Origin of the sequence: Pseudovibrio sp. JE062 (assembly GCF_000156235.1) — a bacterium.
Classification (GTDB): domain Bacteria; phylum Pseudomonadota; class Alphaproteobacteria; order Rhizobiales; family Stappiaceae; genus Pseudovibrio.
The window spans coordinates 881,672-903,809 of the sequence record NZ_DS996805.1; the positions used below are offsets into that span (position 1 = coordinate 881,672).

Sequence of the window (22,138 nt, forward strand, 5' to 3'; positions counted from 1 at the left end):
GATCAATTTTCGGGAATGGTGGAAGGAAATTCATCTTCCACCAGCCCTTCAGAGACCCGTGCAATCAGTTCAGAATTAGTCGAGCTACAAATAATTTTATGTCTGCACCGAAATTTAAATTGCTGGTTTCTACGTATGTGCCTGCCTATTGTTTTTTCAATGAAATGACCCGCAGCTGCGAACCATTTCACTCATAACAATCTGAAATAAAAGACGAATTATGTCTGGAATAAACTGAGATCCGTTGATGGACGGTTTCTGAGGATGATGTTGCATGGAAAAAAGACTTCCCCTTGAAGGTGTCAGAGTTGTCGACTTCGGTCAGCAAATTGCAGGTCCGGCTGTTGCCATGATCCTTGCGGATATGGGCGCAACCGTTATTCACGTTGATCCGCCTCAGGGGCCACAATGGGATCATCCAGCTAATGCGATTTGAACCGCAATAAGAAATGCATCCGGCTGGACCTGAAGTCTGAGGATGGTTTGCAGCAGGCGTTTGAGCTGATCGCCAACGCTGATGTAGTGGTTGAAAGTTTCCGTCCAGGCAAAATGAAAGCACTTGGCGTTGATTTTGCTGCGCTGCGTGCTGAGCGCCCTGAACTGGTGACCCTTTCTGTGCCAGGTTTTGCCAGCAATGACGAACTGCGCCGTGAATGGAAAGCAACTGAAGCGATTGTCGCAGCCACATCCGGTGCGTTTACCGATATGGGCTTCAACCGTGTACTGATGGGGCTGAACCCTAGCTTCTCCCCGCTCCCGCTCGGTTCTTCCTACGCCACCACTATGGCCGCGAGCTCTGTGGTTATGGCACTGCTTGCCCGCGAAAAGACTGGCCGTGGTGACACCATTGAGGTGCCGATTGCTGCTGCTCTGATGGAAGGCCTTTCTTACAACTCTGTTGTGATTGAAGGCATGCCAGAGCGCTATATGACCATGCGCGAGCACGAAATTTCCCATCGCCGCGACAACAACATCGAGATGGACCTGTCCTATGAGGATCTGCAGGAGTATCTCGATCCGTTCTACCGCACCTATGAGTGTGCGGATGGCCGTTACTTCTATGCGGTTTGCCCGTCTCACAGAAACCATGCCCGCCGCTGTCTGCAGGCGCTTGGCATCTATGAGGAGCTGCTGGCGGAAGGCCTGCCTGAGGTGAACGACCTGCACCTGCCAATCAAAGAGTGGGATGGTGAAACCTCCATTGGCGTTTATCCGCTGCCGAAGAAGTGGGCGGATATCATCTCAGCCAAGATGAAGAAGGTGTTCCTGACCAAGACCTCAGAGGAATGGGGCGTGATCTTTGGTGAAGGCCAGATTCCAGGTGCACCACATCGCACCACTCAGGAATGGGTGAACAGCGAGCACACCAATACCTCCGGTCTGATCGTGGAAGTGAACGATCCGGAATTCGGCGTGATGAAACAGCCAGGTCCAGTCGTTTGGTTTGAAGAGATTGCTGATTATCTCCTCACCCCAAAAGCCCGTGAGAACGTGAGCTATGATGAGGCGCTTGCTGCGCTGAAAGCCGTTGGCAACAATGATAATCTGCCAGCTCCTTCCGCACAGTCTGCTGATAAAGCTGGTTGGTTGAAAGACCTGCGCATTCTGGACCTGACCAACGTGATTGCAGGCCCGCATTCCACTGCGTTCCTTGGCCGTTTTGGTGCTGAGGTGGTAAAGCTGGATCCTGTGACACCGCTTTATGACCCGCTCATCGGTACGCTCTTCACCTTCCAGACCAACATCGGCAAGAAGAGCGCGCTGGTGGACATCACCACGGGCGAAGGCCGTGAAGCGTTTGAGCGTCTCGTGAAGTCGGTAGACCTTGTTGTGATCAACGCGCCGGACCGTCAGATGAAGCCGCTTGGGCTGGATCATGACAGCCTGCAGGCGATCAATCCGGGCGTTCTGTTCTGCCGCCTTGACTGTCTGGGTGGCCCTAAGCCGGGTCCAAAGACCAATTACATTGGTTATGATGACATCATTCAGGCGAACAGCGGTATCATGAGCCGTTTTGGTGGTCCGGATACACCAGAAGAGCACGCACACCTTGGTACGCTGGACGTGAACTGTGGCTTTGCAGCTGGTCTGGGTATGGCGCTGGCGCTTTATCACAAGCACAAGACCGGTGAGACCTCCCGTGCCCGCACGTCTCTGTCTGCAGTGACCAATCTGGCGCAGGTGAAGTTTGCGTTTGATTATGAAGGTCGCGCGGCGTTTGACGAAGCCTCTGGCCGTGATGCACTTGGCAACCACGCGCTTTCTCACTTCTACAAAGCCTCTGATGGCTGGCTGTTCATGGATGCTGAAGAGCATGAGCTTGCCATGCTGGCAGGTGTGGAAGGTCTTGCTGGTGTTGATGAAGCCAATGATACCGCTGAGTTCCTCCGCGTTGCCTTTGCACAGGACACCGCAGAGAGCTGGTGTGAGAAACTGAGAGCAGCGGATATTGCAGCGGCCCAGCCACTTGGCATCGAACATTTGCGTGATTCTTACACACGCACCGCCGATGGCACTGTTGGTATTGACCGCGGCAGCTATGCGTTCTCCACCTATGAAGACCATCCAAGCGGGCACCGTGTGACGCTGATTGATCACTACTCCATCCGTCCGGAAGAAGCAGCGATCAAGGCATTGCCAAGCACAGAGGCTTACGGCAACTCCACCCGCGAAGTGCTGACCAGCGTTGGTTACAGTGATGAGCAGGTGAGCGACATGATCGAGCGCCGCATTGCGGGCACCGGCTGGGGCAAGGAGTTCCTGCCGAGCTAACGATTACCCCCGAGGCCTCTCTCTTTCCTAGAACCAGAACCCACGGTTTGGAGAGAGGCTTTGAAAGAAACCCTCGCTGCCCGCTCAGGCCGTGAGGGTTTTCTTTTTTATATGCCTATGAGCTCTTATTTATGCGTATCTTTATCCGAAAACCGGTTCCCACTTTTCGGAGATACGCTCTATTGCATCAGGCCAGCTGAAACAAAGGTGAGCAGCCCGGCGCAGATTACTGTGATAGCAACGATCATGCTGGAGAGCATGGAAAGCCATGCGGGGCATCTGTTCAGGCCCAGATACTGGGTCAGGATAATGCGAGCTTTGAACAGGATCAGGGCTGCGATGATAAGTGGGCCAACATAAACCAGCAGGTCGCTGTTGATCAGGCTCAGGGCATATCCCAGCACTGTGAGTGCGACCAGCACGACCCATGCTTTGAAGAGGTCATTCATGGGAACACTGCGGGATGTGGTTTTCTCGTTCTGCATGACTACACTCCCTGCCCCATGAGATAGAAGATTGGGAAGATGATCACCCAGATCAGATCCACCATGTGCCAGAAGGCTGTGCCGGATTCCAGATTGTCCTCCGTGGGCCACAACGCAATAATGCCAAGGATGATCAGGCCGAAGATGACGTGGGCCAAGTGGAACCCCGTGACCAGATAGTAGAGCGTATAGAATGTGTTGGTCTCGACATTGAGGCCGAGGGCGAGCTTTTCTTTATACTCATAGATCTTGAGTGCCATGAACACGACACCCAAAGCCCCTGCACCTAGCAAGGACAGTCGTGCCTTTGCCACCTCTTTGACCTTGCCAAAGCGAACTGCAATGGCTGCGAACAGGCCAGAGGTGAGCAGGATGATGGTGTTGAGTGTCGCCAGAGGCACATTCAGGTGGGTACGGGCCTCGCGATAAATCTCGACATTGAGCAGTTCATTGCCCGCGAACGCCCAAAGCGCACCGCCGAATACGAGGATTTCGCTGACAATCAGGATCCACATCATGGGATCGCCTGGCAGATTTTCTAGTGCCCATGGAGAGACTGGCTGGCGGTAGACCCGCTCCGTGCTCTCTTCTTCATTCTGGCAGATCTCGTCCATTACACCCTTCCAGCGGAAATTCCAGTTTTCTGCAGCTTAGAATGATTTGCAGCTGTCTTCCTTGTCCGAGCGCTAACTGGGTGATTTCTCGGCTACTTGATGGGCTGAGCGATGGTCTCTTCTACCCAGCTTTGCCAGGAACTGACAAAGGAGCTGGCAAGGCGTGAGAGTGGGCGCTGATGTGGCACCACGATCGAGTATCCGAACGGGACTGCGGGCTCAAACGGCAGGAAGACGATCTTTGAGGCATCTCCCCGGCTGCGCTGGTAGCTGACGGCGCTGAGCACATCGACGATGGAGCAGATCTGTCCTGCCTCGACAAAATGGAAGAGTGGCAAGAAGTATTGGGTGTCGATGCGGATGTTGAGGCGTGCGCCCTGCGCCTGAAACGCTGCCTTTGTGGCTTCATAAGTGGAATGGCTTGGCTGCAGCACACCCATGGGCATGCCGTCCAGATCCTTGGCCTGAATGACTTTTTTCTCTGCCAATGGAGATGATTTGGGAACGGCGCAGACGCAGGTACACGGGATTGTGGTGTTGTGGAACAGCTTTTCCTGCTCTGAGCCGACAGCGGCATCGCAGAAGCCAACCTGAAAACTTTGGGCGGCGATGAGGTTAAGGATCTGCGGTGAGCTGCGGGTTGCGAGGGTGACTTTCACCTGCGGTTTGTCTGCTGTGAACTGGCTGATGAACTCCGGCAGCAGATAAGAGGATGGACCCGGCATGGCGACGATACCCAATGAGCCCTGCACCTGATCACGCATATTGCCGAGGTTCTGCTCAACTGTCTTGAGGCGGTCGAGAATGCCTGAGGCTTCCGAGAGTAGATAGTGAGCTTCGGGCACAGGAATCAGTCGCCGGCCTTCGCGGATGAACAGCGGCATATCCAGATCATCTTCCAGCGCTTTGAGCGAGGCGCTCACTGCGGGCTGGGTGCGGTGCAGATTGCGCGCGGCATGGCTGACGGAGCCTGTTTTCATAATCTCGCGGAAAACCGCCAACTGCTGCAGATTCATGCGCCCCTCAATACATAAACAAAATCTATCATAACCATAATATTTCGAATTTGCTTTTATGCATAAGGCTACCCCACCATGACACAAATAATCAGAAATACGGATCATCTTTATTTGGGAACATCTACATTTGTTAGAGGGGGGATATCATGGGATTTTTCAGTAAGTTCGCGGGCGTAGCACTGGCCTGCACAATGATGAGTGGTGCTGCGGTTGCGCAGGACATCAAGTTTTTCCGCATCGGCACTGGTGGCGCAGGCGGCACCTACTTCCCGATTGGCGGCATCATTGCCAACGCTATTTCCAACCCACCGGGTTCGCGTCCGTGTGATCAGGGCGGCAACTGCGGTGTGCCAAATCTGGTGGCGATTGCTCAGTCCACCAACGCATCCGCGCACAATGTGAATGCAATTCAGGCTGGTCAGATGGAAGCTGGTCTGACGGGTGCTGCGACCCTGCACTTTGCTTATCACGGCAGTGGCAAATATGAGGGCAATGCCAAGCCGGACCTGCGCGTGATTGCAAACCTTTATCCTGAAGATCTGCATCTTGTGCTGCCAAAAGGTGGTGAGCTGGCAAGTCTTGCTGACCTGAAGGGCAAACGTGTTGGCATTGCGCAGGCTGGGTCTGGCACTCAGATTGCTGTTGAGCTGATCCTTGCGGACCACGGCGTTAACCGCGACAACATTGATGAAGCCGAACTGAACAATGCACAAAGTGCAGAACGGACGGCAGATGGTCAGCTGGATGCTTATTTCTATGCAGCGGGTACTCCGGTTGCAGCGATGATCCAGTTGGACAACACCAAGGGCATGGATCTTTATTCCTTTACCGATGAAGAGGTCGCGCAGGCCAACAAGACTGTACCCTACTACATTCCATCCACCATTCCGGCAGGCACCTATCCGGGCGTGACGCATGACACCAACACGGTGGCAGTGAGCGGCATGTTTGTGACCAATGCCAATATTGATGAGGAGCTGGTCTACGAGATCACCAAGGCGCTATGGTCCAAGACAGCGCGCAAGCTGCTGGATAACGGTCATCCAAAGGGCAAAGTGATCACCATGAAGACCGCTCTGGACGGCATTGATGGCATTGGTGTGCCGCTGCATCCGGGCGCTGAGCGCTTCTACAAGGAAGTTGGTCTGCTCGATTAACAGCAGCAATACTCTGAGCAGCAGCGGGAGCTCTCTTCCGCTGTTGTTTTTTGCCACCGGTGGGTCTTCCTATGGTTTTGATGCGCGCCTTTTGCTTTGGAGCAGTTGAGTGCTGCCTGCCATGTGCCACCGCATGACACATCCCCATATCCCGGAGGGTTTCATGCCCCTGCAATCGCACCTTGATAACAAGGCTCTGGAAGAGCTGGAGAAAAAGTACGACACGGCTCTGCACACCCGTGACAACGGACCTTTCCTGACCAAAGTGGTTTACTGGGCGACCATTGCGTATGCGCTCTACCACTTCTGGACTGCGGGGTTTGGCACGCCGGTTGACTACGTTCACATGGGCATTCACCTTGCCGGGCTCTACTTCTTTATCTTCCTCGCCTTTCCGTTTCTCAAAACAGATGGGGCCTATGCCAATACGCCTGGCAAGTTTCTGAGCTTTGGCAATGTGCCGCTGTTTGATTGGGTGATCATGGTTCTGGCCATGATGGGATCGCTCTATCTGTGGTTCAGCTGGCGCGGATTTGACTTGTTTGGCTTCAATGTGTCTGAGCAGGCTTTGCGACAGGGCAATCCTGCCGGGCCAGACATCTTCTTCGGAACGATCATAATCCTGTCGGTGCTGGAGATTGCACGGCGGACCATCGGCATTGTGTTGCCGCTGATCATTTTGGTGTTCATTGGCTACGCACTGCTCGGGCCTTACATTCCTATCCAGATCCTGAAACATCCGGGCGTGGATTGGCGTCAGTTCGTCAACAACATGTACTTCCCGTTTGAAGGCATCTTTGGGGTGACGCTCTGGGTCGTCTCCACTGTTGTGTTCCACTTCGTTCTGTTTGGTGTGGTGGCGCAGCGCATGGGGCTGGGGCAGTTCTTTGTCGACAACGCCATGATCCTTGCTGGCCGTTATACCGGCGGTCCGGCGAAGGTTTCCGTTGTTTCCTCCGCCTTCTTCGGTACGATTTCGGGCTCTTCCATTGCCAACACGGTCTCTACCGGCTCTCTCACCATCCCAAACATGAAAAAGCTGGGCTATCCGGGCCACTTTGCGGGTGGTGTGGAAGCGGCGGCCAGTGCGGGCGGGCAGATCACACCTCCGATTATGGGCGCTGCGAGCTTTCTGATGGCGGAGTATCTGGAAGTTCCTTACACCACCATCGTGATTGCTGCGATTGTCCCCGCCCTGATGCACTATATCGGCGTCATTTCCATCGTGCACTTCACTGCAAAACGCCTTGGGCTGGAAGCTTATCCTAAGGATCAGATCCCGCAGTTTGTGCAGGTCTGGCGTGAGGGGTGGTTCACGGTTCTGCCGTTGATCGGGCTTCTGGTGGTGCTGTTCTCAGGTTACTCACCCAACATGGCAGCATTTATCGGTATCTCGCTGTGTATCGTGGTGGGCTTTTGCGCCATCGACAAGCCGCTTTCTCTGGCTGTGCCGTTGATGCTGCTTGGGTTTATCTTTTGGAAGGCCTCGCCTTACTCCGGTGAAGGGTTTTCTCCAACCATGGCTGGTGTTTTGGGTGCTCTGACCCTGCTGGGATGTCTGCATCGCAATGAGCGGCAGAGCTTCAAAGACCTGTTCGACAGCTGCCACGTAGGGGTTCAGTATGCCTTGGCCGTTGGCGCTGCTTCTGCGGCGGTTGGTATTGTGGTTGGTGTGATCAACACCACCGGCGTTGGGTTCCGTCTGGGCTTCATGGTCACCAATGGGGCTGCTGACATGGCGGCTTCTCTGGCTCCCCTGCTGGACTGGACCTCTCTTGAGGTGTTTGAGCAGTCTTCCATTCAGCAGTTCCTGTCTCTGGTGCTGATTGCCATTGCCTGTATCCTGATGGGGGCTGGCCTGCCAACAACAGCGCTTTACATCATGCTGGTGGCTGTGGCGCAGCCTGCGCTGGCACAACTGGGCGTACCTGCCCTCGCCACCCATATGTTCGTGCTCTATTACGGCGTTATCTCGGAGATCACCCCACCAGTGTGTGCCTCGGCCTATGCAGCGGCGGGGATTGCGGGCGCTAATCCGTTCCGGACCGGCGTGAATGCGTTTACGCTGGGGCTGGGCAAGCTGATGGTGCCGATGGTGTTTGTCTATGCGCCGACCATGCTCATCGTGCTACCAGAGTACTTCACGTTGATGTCGTTCCTACAGGTGACGCTGACCTGTGCGCTGGGTGTGTTTGCCATTGCCACAGCGGTTTCAGGTTACTTCATTGCGCCCCTTAATGGCATCTGGCGTGTTCTGATGGCGATTGGTGGTCTGATGCTGGTAGCGCCGAGCCTGGGCTCTGATATGGCCTCCCTTCTGGTGATCGCGCCTGTGCTGATCCAGCAATTCGCCAGCCAGCGCACCTTGCAGGAAGCTACGCAATGACAGCCTCTGATGTAACTGTTCTGGGTGCCGGCCTCGTCGGAATCTGCTCTGCATTGTCGCTGGCTGAAAAAGGCTTTCGCGTGCATATGGTTGACCGGGACGCTCCCGGTCAGGCCACCTCTGCGGGGAATGCGGGCATCATCTCGCCATGGTCTGTGGTGCCTCAATCCATGCCGGGGATCTGGAAGAAGGTGCCGGGCTGGTTGCTGGACCCACAAGGACCGGTGAGCATCAAACCCAGCTATCTGCCCCGAGTGGCAACCTGGGGGCTGCGGTTTCTTTATGAGGGACGGCAGGAGCGCATTCAGCCCATCAGCGATGCCATGTATGCGCTCAATCATGACTGTGTTGAACTCTACCGGCATCATCTGGCGGGCACCGGCCATGAGCATCTGCTGCAAGACAGCTGGTATGTGCATGCCTTCCGCGATGCTTCTCAGGTTAATCTGTCGTCGCCTGATTATGCCATGCGCAAGGCTGTTGGGGCGGAGATTGAGCAGATTGGCGCCTCTGAACTGCGTGAGCTGGAACCAGCCCTCACCAACGACTTTGAGGCTGCGGTTTTGATCAAAGGACAAGCGCGGGCCGTTTCTCCCGGCAAGATCGGCGAAGTACTTGCAGAAAAGCTTTTGGCCATGGGCGGAACCATTGAGCGGGCCAAAGTGGTCAAGATAAGCCCCAAGGAAGACGGTAACTGGACCTATGTGACTGAGCAAGGTGAGCATTCCACGCCCAAGCTTGTGCTTTCCATGGGAGTTTGGTCTGCGGAGCTTTTGAAGCCTCTTGGGATCAAGATTCCAATGGAAGCGGAACGCGGGTATCACGTTTCATTCGATAATCCTGGCGTTTCTCTAAGCCATTCCGTGATGGACATGGACATGAAATTCGTCGCCTCATCCATGGAAGAGGCCATCCGAGTTGCGGGAACGGCTGAGTTTGCCGGGCTGGATGCGCCGATTAATCAGAAACGGCTGGATGCTTGGTTGCCCTGGCGAGCAAGCTGCTGCTGATCTGAACACATCACAAATCAGCACATGGTCCGGTCAACGGCCCAGCCTGCCAGACAGTTTGCCATGCATTGGGCAGATCGATGGTTTTCAAAACCTTATCGGCGCCTTTGGACACAGCCATTATGGCCTGATGATGGCCCCAAAAACCGGCCGTCTGGTTGCAGACCTTGTTGCCGGACTTACTCCAAACATCGACATGTCACCTTATCGCGTGACGCGCTACTGAAGGAAAAACCATGACCATTCATAGTGGCGGCCAAAACATCTGCGGCGTTTCAATAGGCGTTCTTTCTCTAGAGAGCTATTTCCCGAAGCCTCCGGGACACATCAAGAACCCCTCCAGCCTGCCGTTTACGACGACCTACGAAATCCTTCATGGTCTGACCGTGCAAAAGCTGCTGGCTGATCCCTCTCCTGAGCTGCTGGAGCCGATTATCAGCGCGGCAAAGCGGTTAGAGGATCAGGGCGTGCACGCAATCACCGGCTCCTGCGGGTTTCTGGCGATCTTTCAAAAGGAGATTGCTGAAGCCGTTTCCATCCCTGTGTTTGTGTCGTCTCTCATTCAGGTGCCGCTGGCCTATCACATGACCAAAGCTCCTGTTGGCGTCATCACGGCCTCGGCGTCTTCTTTGACAGACAAGCATCTGGAAGGTGTTGGTGCCTCTGACGTGCCAATTGTAGTGCAAGGTCTGGATGAAGCCCCGGAGTTCTCCTCTGTGATCCTGCACGGTGAGCGTACGCAGATGGATTTGGGCAAAGTGACGAGTGAGCTGTTGGCTGCGGCAGAAAGCATGGTGGAGCGCTCTCCGGAGATTGGTGCGATCGTTTTGGAATGCACTGACCTGCCGCCGTATGCGCATCAACTGCAAGCGAAAGTCAATCGGCCCGTGTTTGACATCATCACCCTTGCGAGCATGGTGCACGCCTCCTCCCATCGCATGGCCTTCCCCGGCTTCATCTAGCCTCTTCAAACTGCCCTTCATAGGACGGGAGTGGCGGTTCGATGTCATCGGTGCAGAGGTAGAGATCCTGCAGGTTGAGCAAGGGCATCGGGTTTTCCGTCAGGTTGGACATGATGTTGAGTGCGAAGTTCAGTCTGGCATTGTTGCAGGACGGCTTGTGCATCGCTGCCCAGTCTGTGATGGATTTCGCAAGGTTCTTGATGATGTCTCCCTTGGGCTTGCCTTTCGTGGTTATGGTGATCGGGGTTGGTGGCAGGAGTGCGATTGGCAGATCAATCGGCTCTTCAGTCAGTCCCTCAGCCAGGTGATAGGCATAGCCGATGTTGAGCTGGAGAGTGACGTCCCCGACAAACTCATTCTTGAACAGCTTGCAGAACAGATTGTTCAGATGCTCTGTCAGGCTGCATTTGCCTGGCTCTCCCTTCGGTTCATCCAGCCACGCGATGTTAAGCGGCTGATAGCTGGAGAGAGTTGGGTGGAACGGGGTTTTGAAGGTGGCTGTCGGCGTTCTGAAGACAAAGCCCTCATTGATCTTGCCGAAGATGTTGTTGTTTCGGGTCATATACATGGAAGCGATGGCATCCTGTCGGGCCAGCACCTGCATCCCCGGTAGGATCACCTGCCGATCACTGATCGACTGCGCGATGTCCTGCTTCAGGTACGTGATCTTCTTCTTTTTCTCCTGCGTGTAATAGTAGGTGTAGGTTTTCTTGCCCTTTTCGCAGGCTTTTGAGGCCAGATGGCTGGTCCACTCGGGGATTTCGACGGCGGGCTCTCCGGTGAGGCCTTTAAGATTGTTGCAGTCTTCCAAAATGAGTTTGACCACCCATCGATCTGCTGTGTCTTCGTTGTTTAAGGTGTAGGCCTGATTTTCCTCCAGAATGCTGAACTTATAGCTCTCAGACCCTTCCTTTGTTGCCGAGGTTGTCAGCATACTCAGGCTTCCGGCCGCTGAGGCTGCCTCTATGATGTCCTCGTTGATCTTGATGATCGCAGATAGGACACTGGCAGCATCTTCTATAGCCGCGTCGTCCTGCTTTGCCGCGCTGATGACGGGCACGTATTGGTCCAGAATGGCGGAGAGATTATTTGCAACGGAAATGAACTGGGCGAGCTCAGCGAAGGCATCAAGGAAGCCTGCGAGTTCATTTGCAGGTTTATCCTTGATGTTGAACTCAATCTGGCCATGGGCTTTGTCCTGCAAATAGTGGAAGTTCAGGCCGTAGGTGTATTCATAATCCCATCGGGTGATTTTGCTCAGCTGCGTGGCCGTCTTATCAAAGGCCGGGCCAGCTTGGGAGACCATCCTCGGAGTTTCGGGGAAGCTGCGCAGCAGGATTGGCAGTTTGAAGGAACCCAGAGACTTTTCCAGCACCGGCGTGTCTTCGGCTGTGATTGGCGACAACCAGCTAGAGGCCTTATAGCCCTCGATGTTTTTAACTGGGCTGATCTGGTGTTCCAGAGCCGTGACCTTGTAGCAAAGATCCAGACAGAGACACTCTGTGGTCTCACCCAGTTTCTCTGAGGCCTCCAGCAGGAATGTGAGTGGCTGTTCCTCGTCCTGCTGAAGCTTCAGTTTTGGCGAGGTCATGGAGATCAAGCTGGAGTGTGTCTTGCTGGTTGCAGGGCTTGATTTTTCCTCAGTTTGCGGCAAGCAATTTTCGATACTGTTGTGGCTTATGTTGCCGTAAAGCTGCGGTGTTTCCTCGTTTCCTAGCAGTGGAATGCTAGCAGTCACATCGACACCAAAGGAGATGGCTGCTTGTGTGGTGTAGAGGTTGGAGAGCTCATTCAGCAGTGACTGGCGGAAGGTTTCCTGCGCTGAGGCTAAGCGGGTACTCGCCCCATCCTGATAGATCGGTGCGAGCATGTTAGCCGTGATCCCGGCAAGGCTTTCTTTCTGATCTGCCAGTTGCTCCATAAAGCCGGTGGTTTTCGGCGTTCCATCTTTTGCTGCCTGCGACTGCAGATGATGGTCGATGAACAGGATGGAGGATGAATACTTTGGCGAGAGCAGACCATCGAAAAACTCGAAGTATTGCTTGAGCCACACATCCATTTCCACGTTGGAGAATGTGCTTTTGACTGGCGTACCCGTGAACTTACCCGTTTGAGGGTCGAAGTCATCAAGGCTGGTGTATGGATAGACGGAGGCACTTCGGGAGATCAGTGTGTTGCTGACTGGTAATGGCGCGTAGAGTTCGGGCTGGCATTCATCTGTGATCCGGAACGAGATTGGATCACCGTCCTGACGCCCTACTCTGACCGCCCATGTGGCGTTAGACGATAGCCCCGCAGATGGGGCGTAACGGTTGATGCCGGACGCGACCATCATCTGAAAATCCGGTCCCTGAATGGCTTTTGCAACGCATTCTGCAAACTCTGCAAGGATATCCGGTTTGGGTTTCTTCGGCTCTGTATCAGACCGTTTGGGCGCGGAGACATTGGTTTTAATGGCGATTGTGTTAGCCACTGAACGCGCCAGCGGGTCCGCAGCATAGTCTCCAACCGCGATGCCATGAGTGCGTTTGAAGATGAGCTTTGTCACCAGCTCGAAGACCTGATCAGTACGGACATCCGCAAGCGCTATTGTGACTGGAAGTTTCAGGGATGGAATGGTGAATTTTGGGTCTGTTTCGTTCCCTCCCGCAGCACTGTGTTTTTGAAGGAACTTTTGAATGTGCTGCCACCAGCCTATGAGCTGTTTCAATTCACCAGCTGTTAGCGCGTAGGTATCGCTCACCAGTGACGTGTCGACCTCCACAGCAAACCCGTTGGGGTCTTCAAACTGAGCCAGCATGTCTTCCACGATGACCAGAGCTGAACGTGCACGTTGCTGTGCAATGGAAGGGTTCTGACCCTTTTGCGGAAGGAAGGGGCTGGTATCGAAGCTGAAAGAGACCAAGAGCGTAAAGGTCTTTTCAGGATCTTTGCTCATAGCAACAGTCCAACTGGCGGATGTGGAAGGCCATTGGGAGAGCGGGATGATCTGGTCGGTGTATCCTTGTAGAGCGGGCTTGTTGCTGAGCTTTCCGGCTGGATCGGCGTAATCATCCAGAGTGGAAAGGATGGTGTTGCCGTAATAGTCGTTCCAGCCAAGTTTGGTTTGCAGCAGTCTGCCATTTGCTATGTAAGGATTGAGGGGCTTGTCCTTTCCATTGTCTTTCACAAGACCCAGATAAGAAATAGCTCCATGATACTGTTCTGCATCGCCAGCTGATGCTTCCAGCACATACCTGACTTTGTTTTCATCAGGTGATGTGGACTTACCAGAAGCGCCGATGGGCAGCCCCATATTGCTCGATTTGAAGTCCTGATTTTCTGTCACCTGATAGGCCAGCAGACTGTAGTTGTTGAGGAGCAGAGCCTTGGCGTAATCTGTGCCGGTGCCGCTTGATGGGATCGGCTGCGGTTTGGCTCGCTTTGCGTTGAGGGACTGAACTCCGGGGTGTTCGCCCGGCTGAAAGGACAGTGGGCCTGCACGGGTGGTAAGTGTCTGACCTGTTTCCAGAAGGCCTTCCTGTGCCGCATTGCTGGTGGCAATCACAATTGGCTCGGTGCTGAAGTACCCTGCGATTTTCTTCAGGCCCGTCAGTTTGATCAGGTCGTTACTGAGGGTTTTTGCGGCAATGGTCAGTTCAACTGCAGGCAACCGCAAAGGCGTGCCTGCGGGCAGGTTTTCGTCTTTCAGGCCCGGATTGATTTGCTTGAGTTTATCGACCGTCGTGCCAAAGCGCAGGGCAATGCTGGCAAAGGAGGCTCCGGGCGCACTGGTGCTTTGCGGAACCATGTAGGTGCCCTGCTCTATGAGGATTGTTTTGCCTTTAGCCAGCTCGATCTCAGCACCTTCCGGCGACAAAGTATTCGCGATGAGTGAGTTGAGGTTGGAGTGATAGAGCCGTGCGATGCTTGCTAGTGTATCGCCCTGTTGCACGGTGTGCTCCACCAACTCACCTTTAGCCGAAGCTGTCAGTGATGCCTCAGAACTTGCCAGCGGCTGCGCTGTTGCAAGGCCGTTGATGTAAGGATGCAGGAGCTGTTGGTCCTCGTGAATGATAACGAGCGTGAGCGTGGCCTCGCCCTTTTCGTTGAAGATGCTTGAGGGAAGGCCTGATTGTCCATCATCAGCGGTGTAGTAGAGGTAGAACCCACCTGAGTTGGTGATACCTGCTTCCCACAGCAGCTTCACAAGGTTCATCGGCGTATTGAGCAGCGTTGGACCTGTAATTTGGCTGCTTTCATGAAGGAAAAGCTCACCACCCGGATTTGTGACGGTAGACAAGTTCGTCTGCGAGATGCCGAAAGTGACGTTGCTCCCGCCCTCACCTACAAAATGGGTTCCGCTGCTTTGCGAGCCTTTGGTGTAGCCTAGGGTGATGGAGGCGAAGCTGTGGTCTTCAGGCAGTGATTGCAGCATGCGCTCCAGCACCACAGAGCCGGATGAGCTGACACCGTTCAGCTCATAGGTGGTTTTCAGAGCACTATCTGATGCTCCTGTGGTCTCATTGCTCGTTTTCTTGTGCTGTTGAGGCAGCTTTTTGATTGAGAACTCGACGGTTGACGTCCAGCCAAAGTTTACCAGTGGTGTTTTGATGGTTTTGCCGGTGGCGGCATCCTGAGCGGCCTGCTCAACGATCATGTGCGGTGGTAGCGCTTCACCATCCATTGCACCCAGTGCCGTCAAAGCTCCTGAAAGTGTCCAAAGGCGGAGGTACTGCGAGTTGGATTTCGGTGTGCTTGAGCTTGATGGAACCGGGATGGACTTTGCGCTCTGCCAGTTGATGTAATGCGGGATCGGGAATGCGCTTGGCTGCTGGTTGACGCTTGCAAGCAGTGAAAGTTGGCAGGGCCCTGCTGGCAGATACCCTTTTGCACCGCATTTGATAATCGCTTCAATGCGCTCATAGTCTTTGCTGGACTTCTCGTCATCCTTCGGCACCACCACCGGATATGGCAGCGGGTTTGTATCGTTACCGAGTGTGATCCAATCGGCATCTTTGGGCTTGCCTAGCAGCATGGAGAAAGAGGTGGTGAGCGGTGTTGGGATGGGAATCTGCTGCCCAGAAAGTGCAAACAGGCCAGCTTCTTCAGGCAACGTGAGCTTTCCGACCTTATCCTTTTGAACCCACATACCTTCTGTCAGCGGTGTGATGTCTTTTGTGGGCAGGCGCATGCCGTGGAAATAGTAGCGAGAGGCCATACCGGACAGATGGGTTATACCGCCCGTGCGCTGCACCTCCTTGATGAGTTCACCCACACAGAACTGCGGCAGATGCGCGATGCTGAGGCCGTTTGAAGAGCCGCTGGAAGGCACAACAAACAGGTCCGTGATGTTTCCATTCGCAGACAGAGCAAGCGCTTCTGCCTTTGTCTCAAACTTCTGCGCAACTGAAGAGAGCGTATCTGTTTCGCCTGTCTTATGTTTGAACTGAGGCAGTTGCAATGTTGTGCCAGCCACGAGCAGGTTTTGCTGGGTGGGGATTGAGCTGTTGGTGCTTAGTTCTTCCAGTGAAACACCCAGAGCCTTGGCAACTGAACAGAAGGTTTCACTGCCTGACGTTATGTGGGTAGTTTTGGTGCCATCAGATGCTGTGTAGGTGATCTTAGTACCATTTTGCAGAAGACCAGCAACTCCTTTGTTCTTGCAGATGAGGTCGGCGACTTTGACCGTCGCGTTGAGCTGGTTCTTCTCAGCAAGCTGCTTGAGGGTTTTGCCTGCAGGCACCACCAGTGATGCGGTTGGGATTGTAAGATCAATATTGCTAGTCAGCGGGTGGGCTCCGTTGGTCTTGAAAAGATCCGCCAGGGTATAGCCAGTTCCGCCATTTTTAATCACCCAAGCCACGATGCCATTTGGTGTTTCGCCTGAAACAAGCGGATAGTTGAAGTCGCGCAGACCATCCAGAAGGCTTTGCATCATCTGCTTCATGATCAGCATGAAGTAATTCTGATAAATATATGATGCAATTGATGTTTGTGCGTTTTTCGATGTAGTTTCAGAAGAGGTTTTGCCGCTTTCTTTTTCCACTTGAACGGCTAACTGGTTAAAGTAATTTGTTAAGTCCTGCAGATAGTTGGAGCTGATTTTGTTGAACTCGCCAAAGCTGTAGGAGAGCGTGGTTTGATCTCCCACTTTCAACGCGAGGCTGAGGTCCGGCACCATCGGGAAGTAAGTGGCCTGTGCCTCACCCTTCCTTGCTGGCACTGCAATATCCAGCTGGAACTGTTGCTGAAGGAACTGCGAGATATCGCTTTCGGTGAGCGCATCAGGTGAGGTTTCCAGAGTGCTCAGAGTGTCCAAAATAGAGTTAATCTCAACCGCGCTGATGGAGTGACGATCGACTTCTTTAGCCGTCACCTCTTCATCACCCATCGTCGCCGCGATCAGCCACCGCGTGGTCATCTTTGCCAGAGCTTCAAAGGCGGTGTCCGGCTGCCCTACAGAGGCTTTCTCAAAGAGCTCGGTGCCCTGCGGCTTTGCGGGTTCAGGAGCTTCAATGAACAGGTTCGCCACGTAACACGGCAGTTGTGGCGGGCGTCCTTGCGCTGCTGGCGACCAGTTTTCATCTTTGGCCAGTGTCAAGCCATAGCCCAAATGGATCTCCAAGCGGTTCTTTGATGGATCTGAGGCCGCCCTTAGATTACCCCAGTTGAACTCTATGGGCTCCGCTTCATACCCTGCTGGCAGCATCGGGACGCGGCTGTAAAGAGCCAGACGCTCTGCCAATGGTGACGCCAACAGACCTTCATGACTTTCTGAGTGATCCAGCCAAGGTGCATGTTTCGGATCCTGGAGCGCACCCAATGTGAAGGTGGTGTGCACATGGGCGGAGAAACTGAAGCTTACTTTGATAGTGAACAGACCAAGATCGATGCTTGCAGAGGCACTGACGTCCACTTTTGCTGCGATGGTGATCGGAATTGGTTCATAGGACGCAAGCTTGATCTGGGCGCTGACTTCGATCCTGATGTTTACAGAGGCTTTGATGATGGCGAAATCAATGGAACCATAGAGTTTTCCGATGATGCCAAAGGTGCCGGTGAGCGAGAAGAAGTATTCCCCCTGCAAGGACAAGGCGTTGCTGCTGTCGGTGTGTTTGTTATGATACGCATTCCATTTGGCCAGAATGCCTTGCAAGATGCCAAAAGCAGTGAGGCTGAAACCTGCTTTCAGGATGCCCATTTCGAAGGACTTTCCGAGCCCCAGTTGCGCCCCAAACCCGAATACCAGATTGGGATTGAAGAAGCCATACTTCGATACAGGTAGGCCCTTCACGGAAGCAGCAGGTAGCTTACCGAAATAGAACCCGCCACCGCCCTTAACAGGGATGCCCGGAAGCACGATGGCTTCAACGGAAAAGGATTGGGAGAAGTTGTTGTTCCATGGAAAGCCCACATCGATTTGGAAGTCTCCATTGGTATAGACCTCAATACCGAACGTAGGCAGCGTGATTGTGACGGCTCCCACATCAATGCGGCGCATAATCTCCGGCAGTTGGATAGAGGCAGAGAACTTGCCAAGCCCTTCTGAGACCTTCTTGTAGATCACCTGAAAGTCGAGGCCAGAGAACACTTTGGCTGCTTTGCCGCTGCACGCGATACGCAAGGCGTAGAGACTGGGGTCCGTCAGAACGACTTGCAGCGTGAACGCATACTGGGCACCGCTCTTCTCCAACTCTCCCCAATGCTCCTGTCCAAGTTCTTTACTGGAGTCGATACGCAAAACACCAAAATCCGTGGCGAACAGCCAGTTGATGTTTCCGTCGAAGCCAATGCTTGGGATTTTGTCCGCTGATGGTTCAGGAAGGCAGCTAAGAATATCAACGGCTTGCTGCACCGTATTGACCTGCTGCAGCCCTTTGACATTCACATGCTGACCACCTGCCAGGAGCCTCAGGTCCAGATACTTGTTTCCTGCTCCACCAGGGCTTGGGGTTGTTGAGGGTTTATCGGCGCGCCAAGGCTTTAGACTGGTTGCTTCTTCTCCGTTTTCCGGCCATGGAAAATGTCCCCCCACACAAACAGATACCCCAGTTGTTTTGTTGTAGCTGACGTCAATCTTATTGACTGAGGCGATCAGTAAATCGATGGGACCGATATCAATCCCGAAACTCACCGTTTCGTTCTTGAGATCCCAGGTGAGTTCAAGGTCGGAGAGTTTCACATCGTTGAGCAAATCAAACGGTGCGGCAAGGCCAAATCTGGCGCCTGTCATCCATTCGACAAAGGTTTCAATAATGCCACCAAGAGTGGTTGCCTCCGTGAACTTAATCTTGGCGATCTGTTGCTCGTTGACCTCAGCACTCAAAGCACCCCACTGAATGCCAAAGGCGGACTTCTTTTTTCCGTATTGATAGAAGGCTGTCAGGCCGATTTTATTCCAGACAATATCAGCGGTCAGCAAGGCATACTGGTTGTCGTTGGAGGATTTTTCGAAGCGAGGAAGTGAGTGATCCGATTCCAGAAAAACAATCTCATCCTGTTCGATCAACACGGGAATGCGGGCGTTGTTGGTGGGTAGCCACAGCTCGTTGCCACCAGAGTTGCCGATCTTTGCGGTGAAAGTGACGTTTTCAGGCAGCCAGCTGACTTTTTTCTTGCCTTTATTTGAAAAGTCGACTGTGCCGCCAAACTCGTAGCTGGAAGCGGTTTTTCCGCTACCCGTTGAGAACGTAACATTCAGGCCTGTAACATCCAGATCGAACTTGTCGGTTGCCCAGCCACTGCCGAGATAGGCTGCAATGATCTGGCTGACCTTTATCGGTGTGTCGCCCTGCTCTCCTGTAAAGGTCCAGAGATGGTTTTGTGTGTCGAAGGTTGCTGAGACATTCACAGGCTCCGCCTTTACACGCGGTAGCCCCTCAAACAGCATTGTGGAGGCTTTTATGGTGCCAGTGGAGTTGCTTCCGATGCCTTTGACATCGATGTAGATGTCCTTCAGCTCAAAGCTTGCCGGGGCCAAGGAGATCGTCCAGCCTTCCAGATCCACCCCAGCTTGTACAGCGTATGTGCTGTTGTTTTTACTCTGTCCTGGAGTGTACTCCAGAGACAGGTTCGCGATATCAGCGCCCACGTTGAGGTGATAGCCTTTTGGCAGCAATGCATCGACGAGATCGTCGACCGGTAAGTTTGGCCCATCCGGGTTCAGCGTTGCAGTGACTGTTGTTTGCGGATAGGTCGCGGAAACATTAAGCGTTGGTGGGTTGTCACTCGTGCCGATTACTGCTTTTGTCGAGGTGACCCAGCTGACCTTTCGACTTCCTGTCGGCTGCTGTGCTGTCACATCAAAGCTCAGGTCTTTGATGCTCAGCCCGCCAAACAAGTCCCATTCCTTGTTATCTTTCAGAGAGATCTGGAAACTCTCGATGGTCTTCTTGGTTGAATCGTAATTGAACCGCAGTCCGTCGATGTTTAGCTCGTTCAGATCAGCGAGTTCTGATGGGATTGAGTTGGCGAAGTTCATGCCGCCGATGAGAGTGAATACCGCATTCAGTGATGGTGCTGCTTCATTGGCGAATGCCCCCTGCACCACCATTTTGTTGCTGGCCGAGCTTGGGAAGTTCATCTGGAACGGCACCAGCGTTTCGCCAAGTTCTACAGAGGTTTGCACGCCGCCCGTCAGTCTTGCGCCGTTGCTTGAGAACTCCGCGAATAAGCCTGTATTTTCCAGCGCGAACCATTCCACACCGGGCAGCGAGAGTTTTTGCAGGTCAACTTCCAAGCGGACCTTGTAATTCTGTCCGTTTTTCTTCGTGGCGCGGCCTACATTGGAGACAGTGAGCGTGACAGTGAGTTCTGTGCCGAGAAAATCAGAGGTTTTGCCCTTAACGATGATTTGGCTGAGCTTCTTCGCCCTATAGACAGACTTGATGGAGACCGGATCTTTTGCAGAGCCTATATTGAGAGTGCCGCCCCTTAGAATGCTCGTGAGGAACTGGTGAAATAGGCCATCTTTCAAAACGTCAGGGATGAGCGATAGCTTGCCGTCCTTCATAGCCTCCTGAAGAGTTTCTTTTAGCCGGCTCAGATCGGAGAAGATGCTCTCTGTCATTTTGACGAGAGCAAATCTTGCAGCAAGAAAGCCTAGAGCTTGCAGGAGTTTATCGTTTTGCGGCGCGGTAAAGTATTGCTTGAGACCGTTATAGTATTCGAAATACTCGCCTTTTCCGGATCTGACCTGTGTGGTGATCTCGGAGATCGATTGGGCGAGCTCGTTTGGCGGCATTGAGGCCTTGAAGCCCTCCTGAAACGCAGAAAGACCCAGCGCAATCTGGTTCTTGGAAATATCGAGCAGCGCTGCGGTTGTTGGTGATGTGCTGCTGGCTGCCTTTCCGCTGCCGTTTCCAAATGTGCTGGGGTATGGGTTTACTGTGAAATCCGTCAGCTTGAAGAATGGCTTGCCCAGATTTACCGCGAGGTTGGAGGTCTTGGTGCCCTGCAGAACGCCGGGCAAGGTGGCTACGGCATACAAATGATTGATCGCCTCCGGCGGCAAGCCTTGTAGTGTGGTGACGACAGTTGAGCCGGGCTTCAGCTTGCTCAGGAACGCTTTACCAGCCGCTCCGGATAGATCCTTGTTCAAGTAGATCCCGATGCCTGAGCCTGAGGTATTTCGGAAAAGTTGCTGCGCTTTGCAGTAAGCACTCACATTCTTTGTCAGCTCATCCTGACCGCTCGTTGTGCTTTGATTAGACGCGTTTTTTTCTGGGAAATAGTGCTCCAGTGTTTGCCATGTGGAGCTGGAGAGATCATCCAGAATGGCGATGACAACTGGCTTTTTGGAAAATGCCTTTTGCTTTTGCAGCAGAGTTGCAGCGGCGATCAGCTCGAGCGCGATCCCTTCTGCACTGCCTACCAGAGAGGTTTTGTCTCTTGAGGAGCTGGGCAGGCTTGCGACCGGGAAAAACTCAATGCCGCTTTGTGCTGACTTCCCAATGGCATTTGTGATGTTCTGAGCAGCACTTAGCGCCTTTTTGTTGGCATTCGGGATTTTCTGAAGCGCTGTCCAATTGGGTTTGGCAGACAGATCCTGTTTGAAGCTGCGATAGGCGAACTGATCGCCTTGCAGGACGAGCTGGTCATCCAGATTTATGGAGCGTTTCAGACCCGGAAGGATGATTTTGGAGTTGCTTGCGCTGTTTTCTGCTGACCAGAGATAGGGTTGCAGCAGGACGAAGTAATCGCACTTTACGGCTGTTGCGATGCTTGTGTTGTCGATGTTGGGAATGTCACCGCCGCCGCACAGGCAGAGAGGCATTTTGCTTTTCAGGCCGCGCACCTGGCGATGGGTGATCTCGCCGACGGTTGTTTCTTCATAGGCGAAGAATGTGATTGTGATGCCGTTTAATGTGTATGGGGCGCGGGCTACCGGGTCAAAACCGGGGAGTAGCTCGGCCAGTTCTTGCAGCAGTGTTTTCTGGGCGCTGTTGTAAATCAGCTCTACATCTACTTGAAATCCAAGAGAAATCATTGAGCGGAGCATGTTGATTGTGTTTGCAACACTGCCGGATCTCTCATCCTGCCAAACGAAATACCGTAGCTTCTTGCCCTTCAGAACTCCTGTGAGTTTAGCGATGATACTGCTGGAGAATGAAGTGTTCAGGTCATCGGCAGCGGACATGAACTGCTGGATCAGGCTGGTGAGATCGGAAGACAGGGCTTCGTCCTGCGGCAGGACGGTGGGCTCGAAGGGTTCGATTGGGCTGTGCTCGTTCATCTTCCTGCACCACTGAT

The 22,138-nt window shown here is 53.5% G+C and carries 11 protein-coding genes; 7 read left to right on the forward strand and 4 right to left on the reverse strand.

The features are described from left to right. Nucleotides 1–274: 274 nt before the first annotated feature. Both PJE062_RS27045 and PJE062_RS03715 read left to right on the forward strand, forming a co-directional pair. Nucleotides 275–436 (forward strand): CoA transferase, encoded by a 162-nt coding sequence (locus PJE062_RS27045; RefSeq protein ID WP_008546507.1) that lies wholly within the window; start codon nucleotides 275–277, stop codon nucleotides 434–436. After that, the gene (locus PJE062_RS03715) at nucleotides 433–2,772 is read left to right on the forward strand and encodes a CoA transferase (protein ID WP_008546234.1); all 2,340 of its coding nucleotides are present in this window, start codon (nucleotides 433–435) and stop codon (nucleotides 2,770–2,772) included. Before PJE062_RS27045 ends, PJE062_RS03715 begins: the two co-directional genes overlap by 4 nt. 179 nt (nucleotides 2,773–2,951) lie before the next feature. Here PJE062_RS03715 and PJE062_RS03720 read toward each other — a convergent pair whose 3' ends face one another. The 3 genes from PJE062_RS03720 to PJE062_RS03730 form a co-directional block, all read right to left on the reverse strand. Continuing rightward, entirely contained in the window at nucleotides 2,952–3,257 is a 306-nt protein-coding gene (locus tag PJE062_RS03720; protein WP_008546832.1) for a hypothetical protein, read from the reverse strand. A gap of 2 nt (nucleotides 3,258–3,259) precedes the next feature. Then, entirely contained in the window at nucleotides 3,260–3,871 is a 612-nt protein-coding gene (locus tag PJE062_RS03725; protein WP_008546450.1) for a cytochrome c oxidase subunit 3, read from the reverse strand. Between the two features lie 92 nt (nucleotides 3,872–3,963). Beyond that, on the reverse strand, nucleotides 3,964–4,887 hold the full coding sequence (locus PJE062_RS03730) for a LysR family transcriptional regulator (protein ID WP_008546538.1): 924 nt from the start codon (nucleotides 4,885–4,887) through the stop codon (nucleotides 3,964–3,966). 149 nt (nucleotides 4,888–5,036) lie between these two features. Between PJE062_RS03730 and PJE062_RS03735 the strand changes: the two genes are divergently transcribed. From PJE062_RS03735 to PJE062_RS03750, 5 genes are all read left to right on the forward strand, one after another. Next, the gene (locus PJE062_RS03735) at nucleotides 5,037–6,047 is read left to right on the forward strand and encodes a TAXI family TRAP transporter solute-binding subunit (protein WP_008546398.1); all 1,011 of its coding nucleotides are present in this window, start codon (nucleotides 5,037–5,039) and stop codon (nucleotides 6,045–6,047) included. Between the two features lie 163 nt (nucleotides 6,048–6,210). Then, on the forward strand, nucleotides 6,211–8,433 hold the full coding sequence (locus tag PJE062_RS03740) for a TRAP transporter permease (protein ID WP_008546666.1): 2,223 nt from the start codon (nucleotides 6,211–6,213) through the stop codon (nucleotides 8,431–8,433). After that, the gene (locus PJE062_RS03745) at nucleotides 8,430–9,443 is read left to right on the forward strand and encodes an FAD-binding oxidoreductase (RefSeq protein ID WP_008546847.1); all 1,014 of its coding nucleotides are present in this window, start codon (nucleotides 8,430–8,432) and stop codon (nucleotides 9,441–9,443) included. The genes PJE062_RS03740 and PJE062_RS03745 overlap by 4 nt, the downstream gene beginning before the upstream one ends. Continuing rightward, on the forward strand, nucleotides 9,409–9,669 hold the full coding sequence (locus tag PJE062_RS26960; protein ID WP_008547250.1) for an FAD-binding oxidoreductase: 261 nt from the start codon (nucleotides 9,409–9,411) through the stop codon (nucleotides 9,667–9,669). Before PJE062_RS03745 ends, PJE062_RS26960 begins: the two co-directional genes overlap by 35 nt. A 10-nt stretch (nucleotides 9,670–9,679) precedes the next feature. Beyond that, nucleotides 9,680–10,405 (forward strand): aspartate/glutamate racemase family protein, encoded by a 726-nt coding sequence (locus PJE062_RS03750; RefSeq protein ID WP_008546813.1) that lies wholly within the window; start codon nucleotides 9,680–9,682, stop codon nucleotides 10,403–10,405. On the opposite strand, the gene PJE062_RS03755 is transcribed toward PJE062_RS03750, so the two are convergent. Beyond that, nucleotides 10,398–22,121 (reverse strand): LysM peptidoglycan-binding domain-containing protein, encoded by an 11,724-nt coding sequence (locus tag PJE062_RS03755; protein WP_008547055.1) that lies wholly within the window; start codon nucleotides 22,119–22,121, stop codon nucleotides 10,398–10,400. The genes PJE062_RS03750 and PJE062_RS03755 overlap by 8 nt on opposite strands. Nucleotides 22,122–22,138: the final 17 nt, after the last annotated feature.

Bases quoted from the DNA above. Each gene is read 5' to 3' on its own strand.
- PJE062_RS03755 (WP_008547055.1), bottom strand. From the start codon at position 22,121: ATGAACGAGCACAGCCCAATCGAACCCTTCGAGCCCACCGTCCTGCCG.
- PJE062_RS27045 (WP_008546507.1), top strand. From the start codon at position 275: ATGGAAAAAAGACTTCCCCTTGAAGGTGTCAGAGTTGTCGACTTCGGT.
- PJE062_RS26960 (WP_008547250.1), top strand. From the start codon at position 9,409: ATGCTTGGTTGCCCTGGCGAGCAAGCTGCTGCTGATCTGAACACATCA.
- PJE062_RS03750 (WP_008546813.1), top strand. From the start codon at position 9,680: ATGACCATTCATAGTGGCGGCCAAAACATCTGCGGCGTTTCAATAGGC.
- PJE062_RS03730 (WP_008546538.1), bottom strand. From the start codon at position 4,887: ATGAATCTGCAGCAGTTGGCGGTTTTCCGCGAGATTATGAAAACAGGC.
- PJE062_RS03740 (WP_008546666.1), top strand. From the start codon at position 6,211: ATGCCCCTGCAATCGCACCTTGATAACAAGGCTCTGGAAGAGCTGGAG.
- PJE062_RS03735 (WP_008546398.1), top strand. From the start codon at position 5,037: ATGGGATTTTTCAGTAAGTTCGCGGGCGTAGCACTGGCCTGCACAATG.
- PJE062_RS03725 (WP_008546450.1), bottom strand. From the start codon at position 3,871: ATGGACGAGATCTGCCAGAATGAAGAAGAGAGCACGGAGCGGGTCTAC.
- PJE062_RS03720 (WP_008546832.1), bottom strand. From the start codon at position 3,257: ATGCAGAACGAGAAAACCACATCCCGCAGTGTTCCCATGAATGACCTC.
- PJE062_RS03745 (WP_008546847.1), top strand. From the start codon at position 8,430: ATGACAGCCTCTGATGTAACTGTTCTGGGTGCCGGCCTCGTCGGAATC.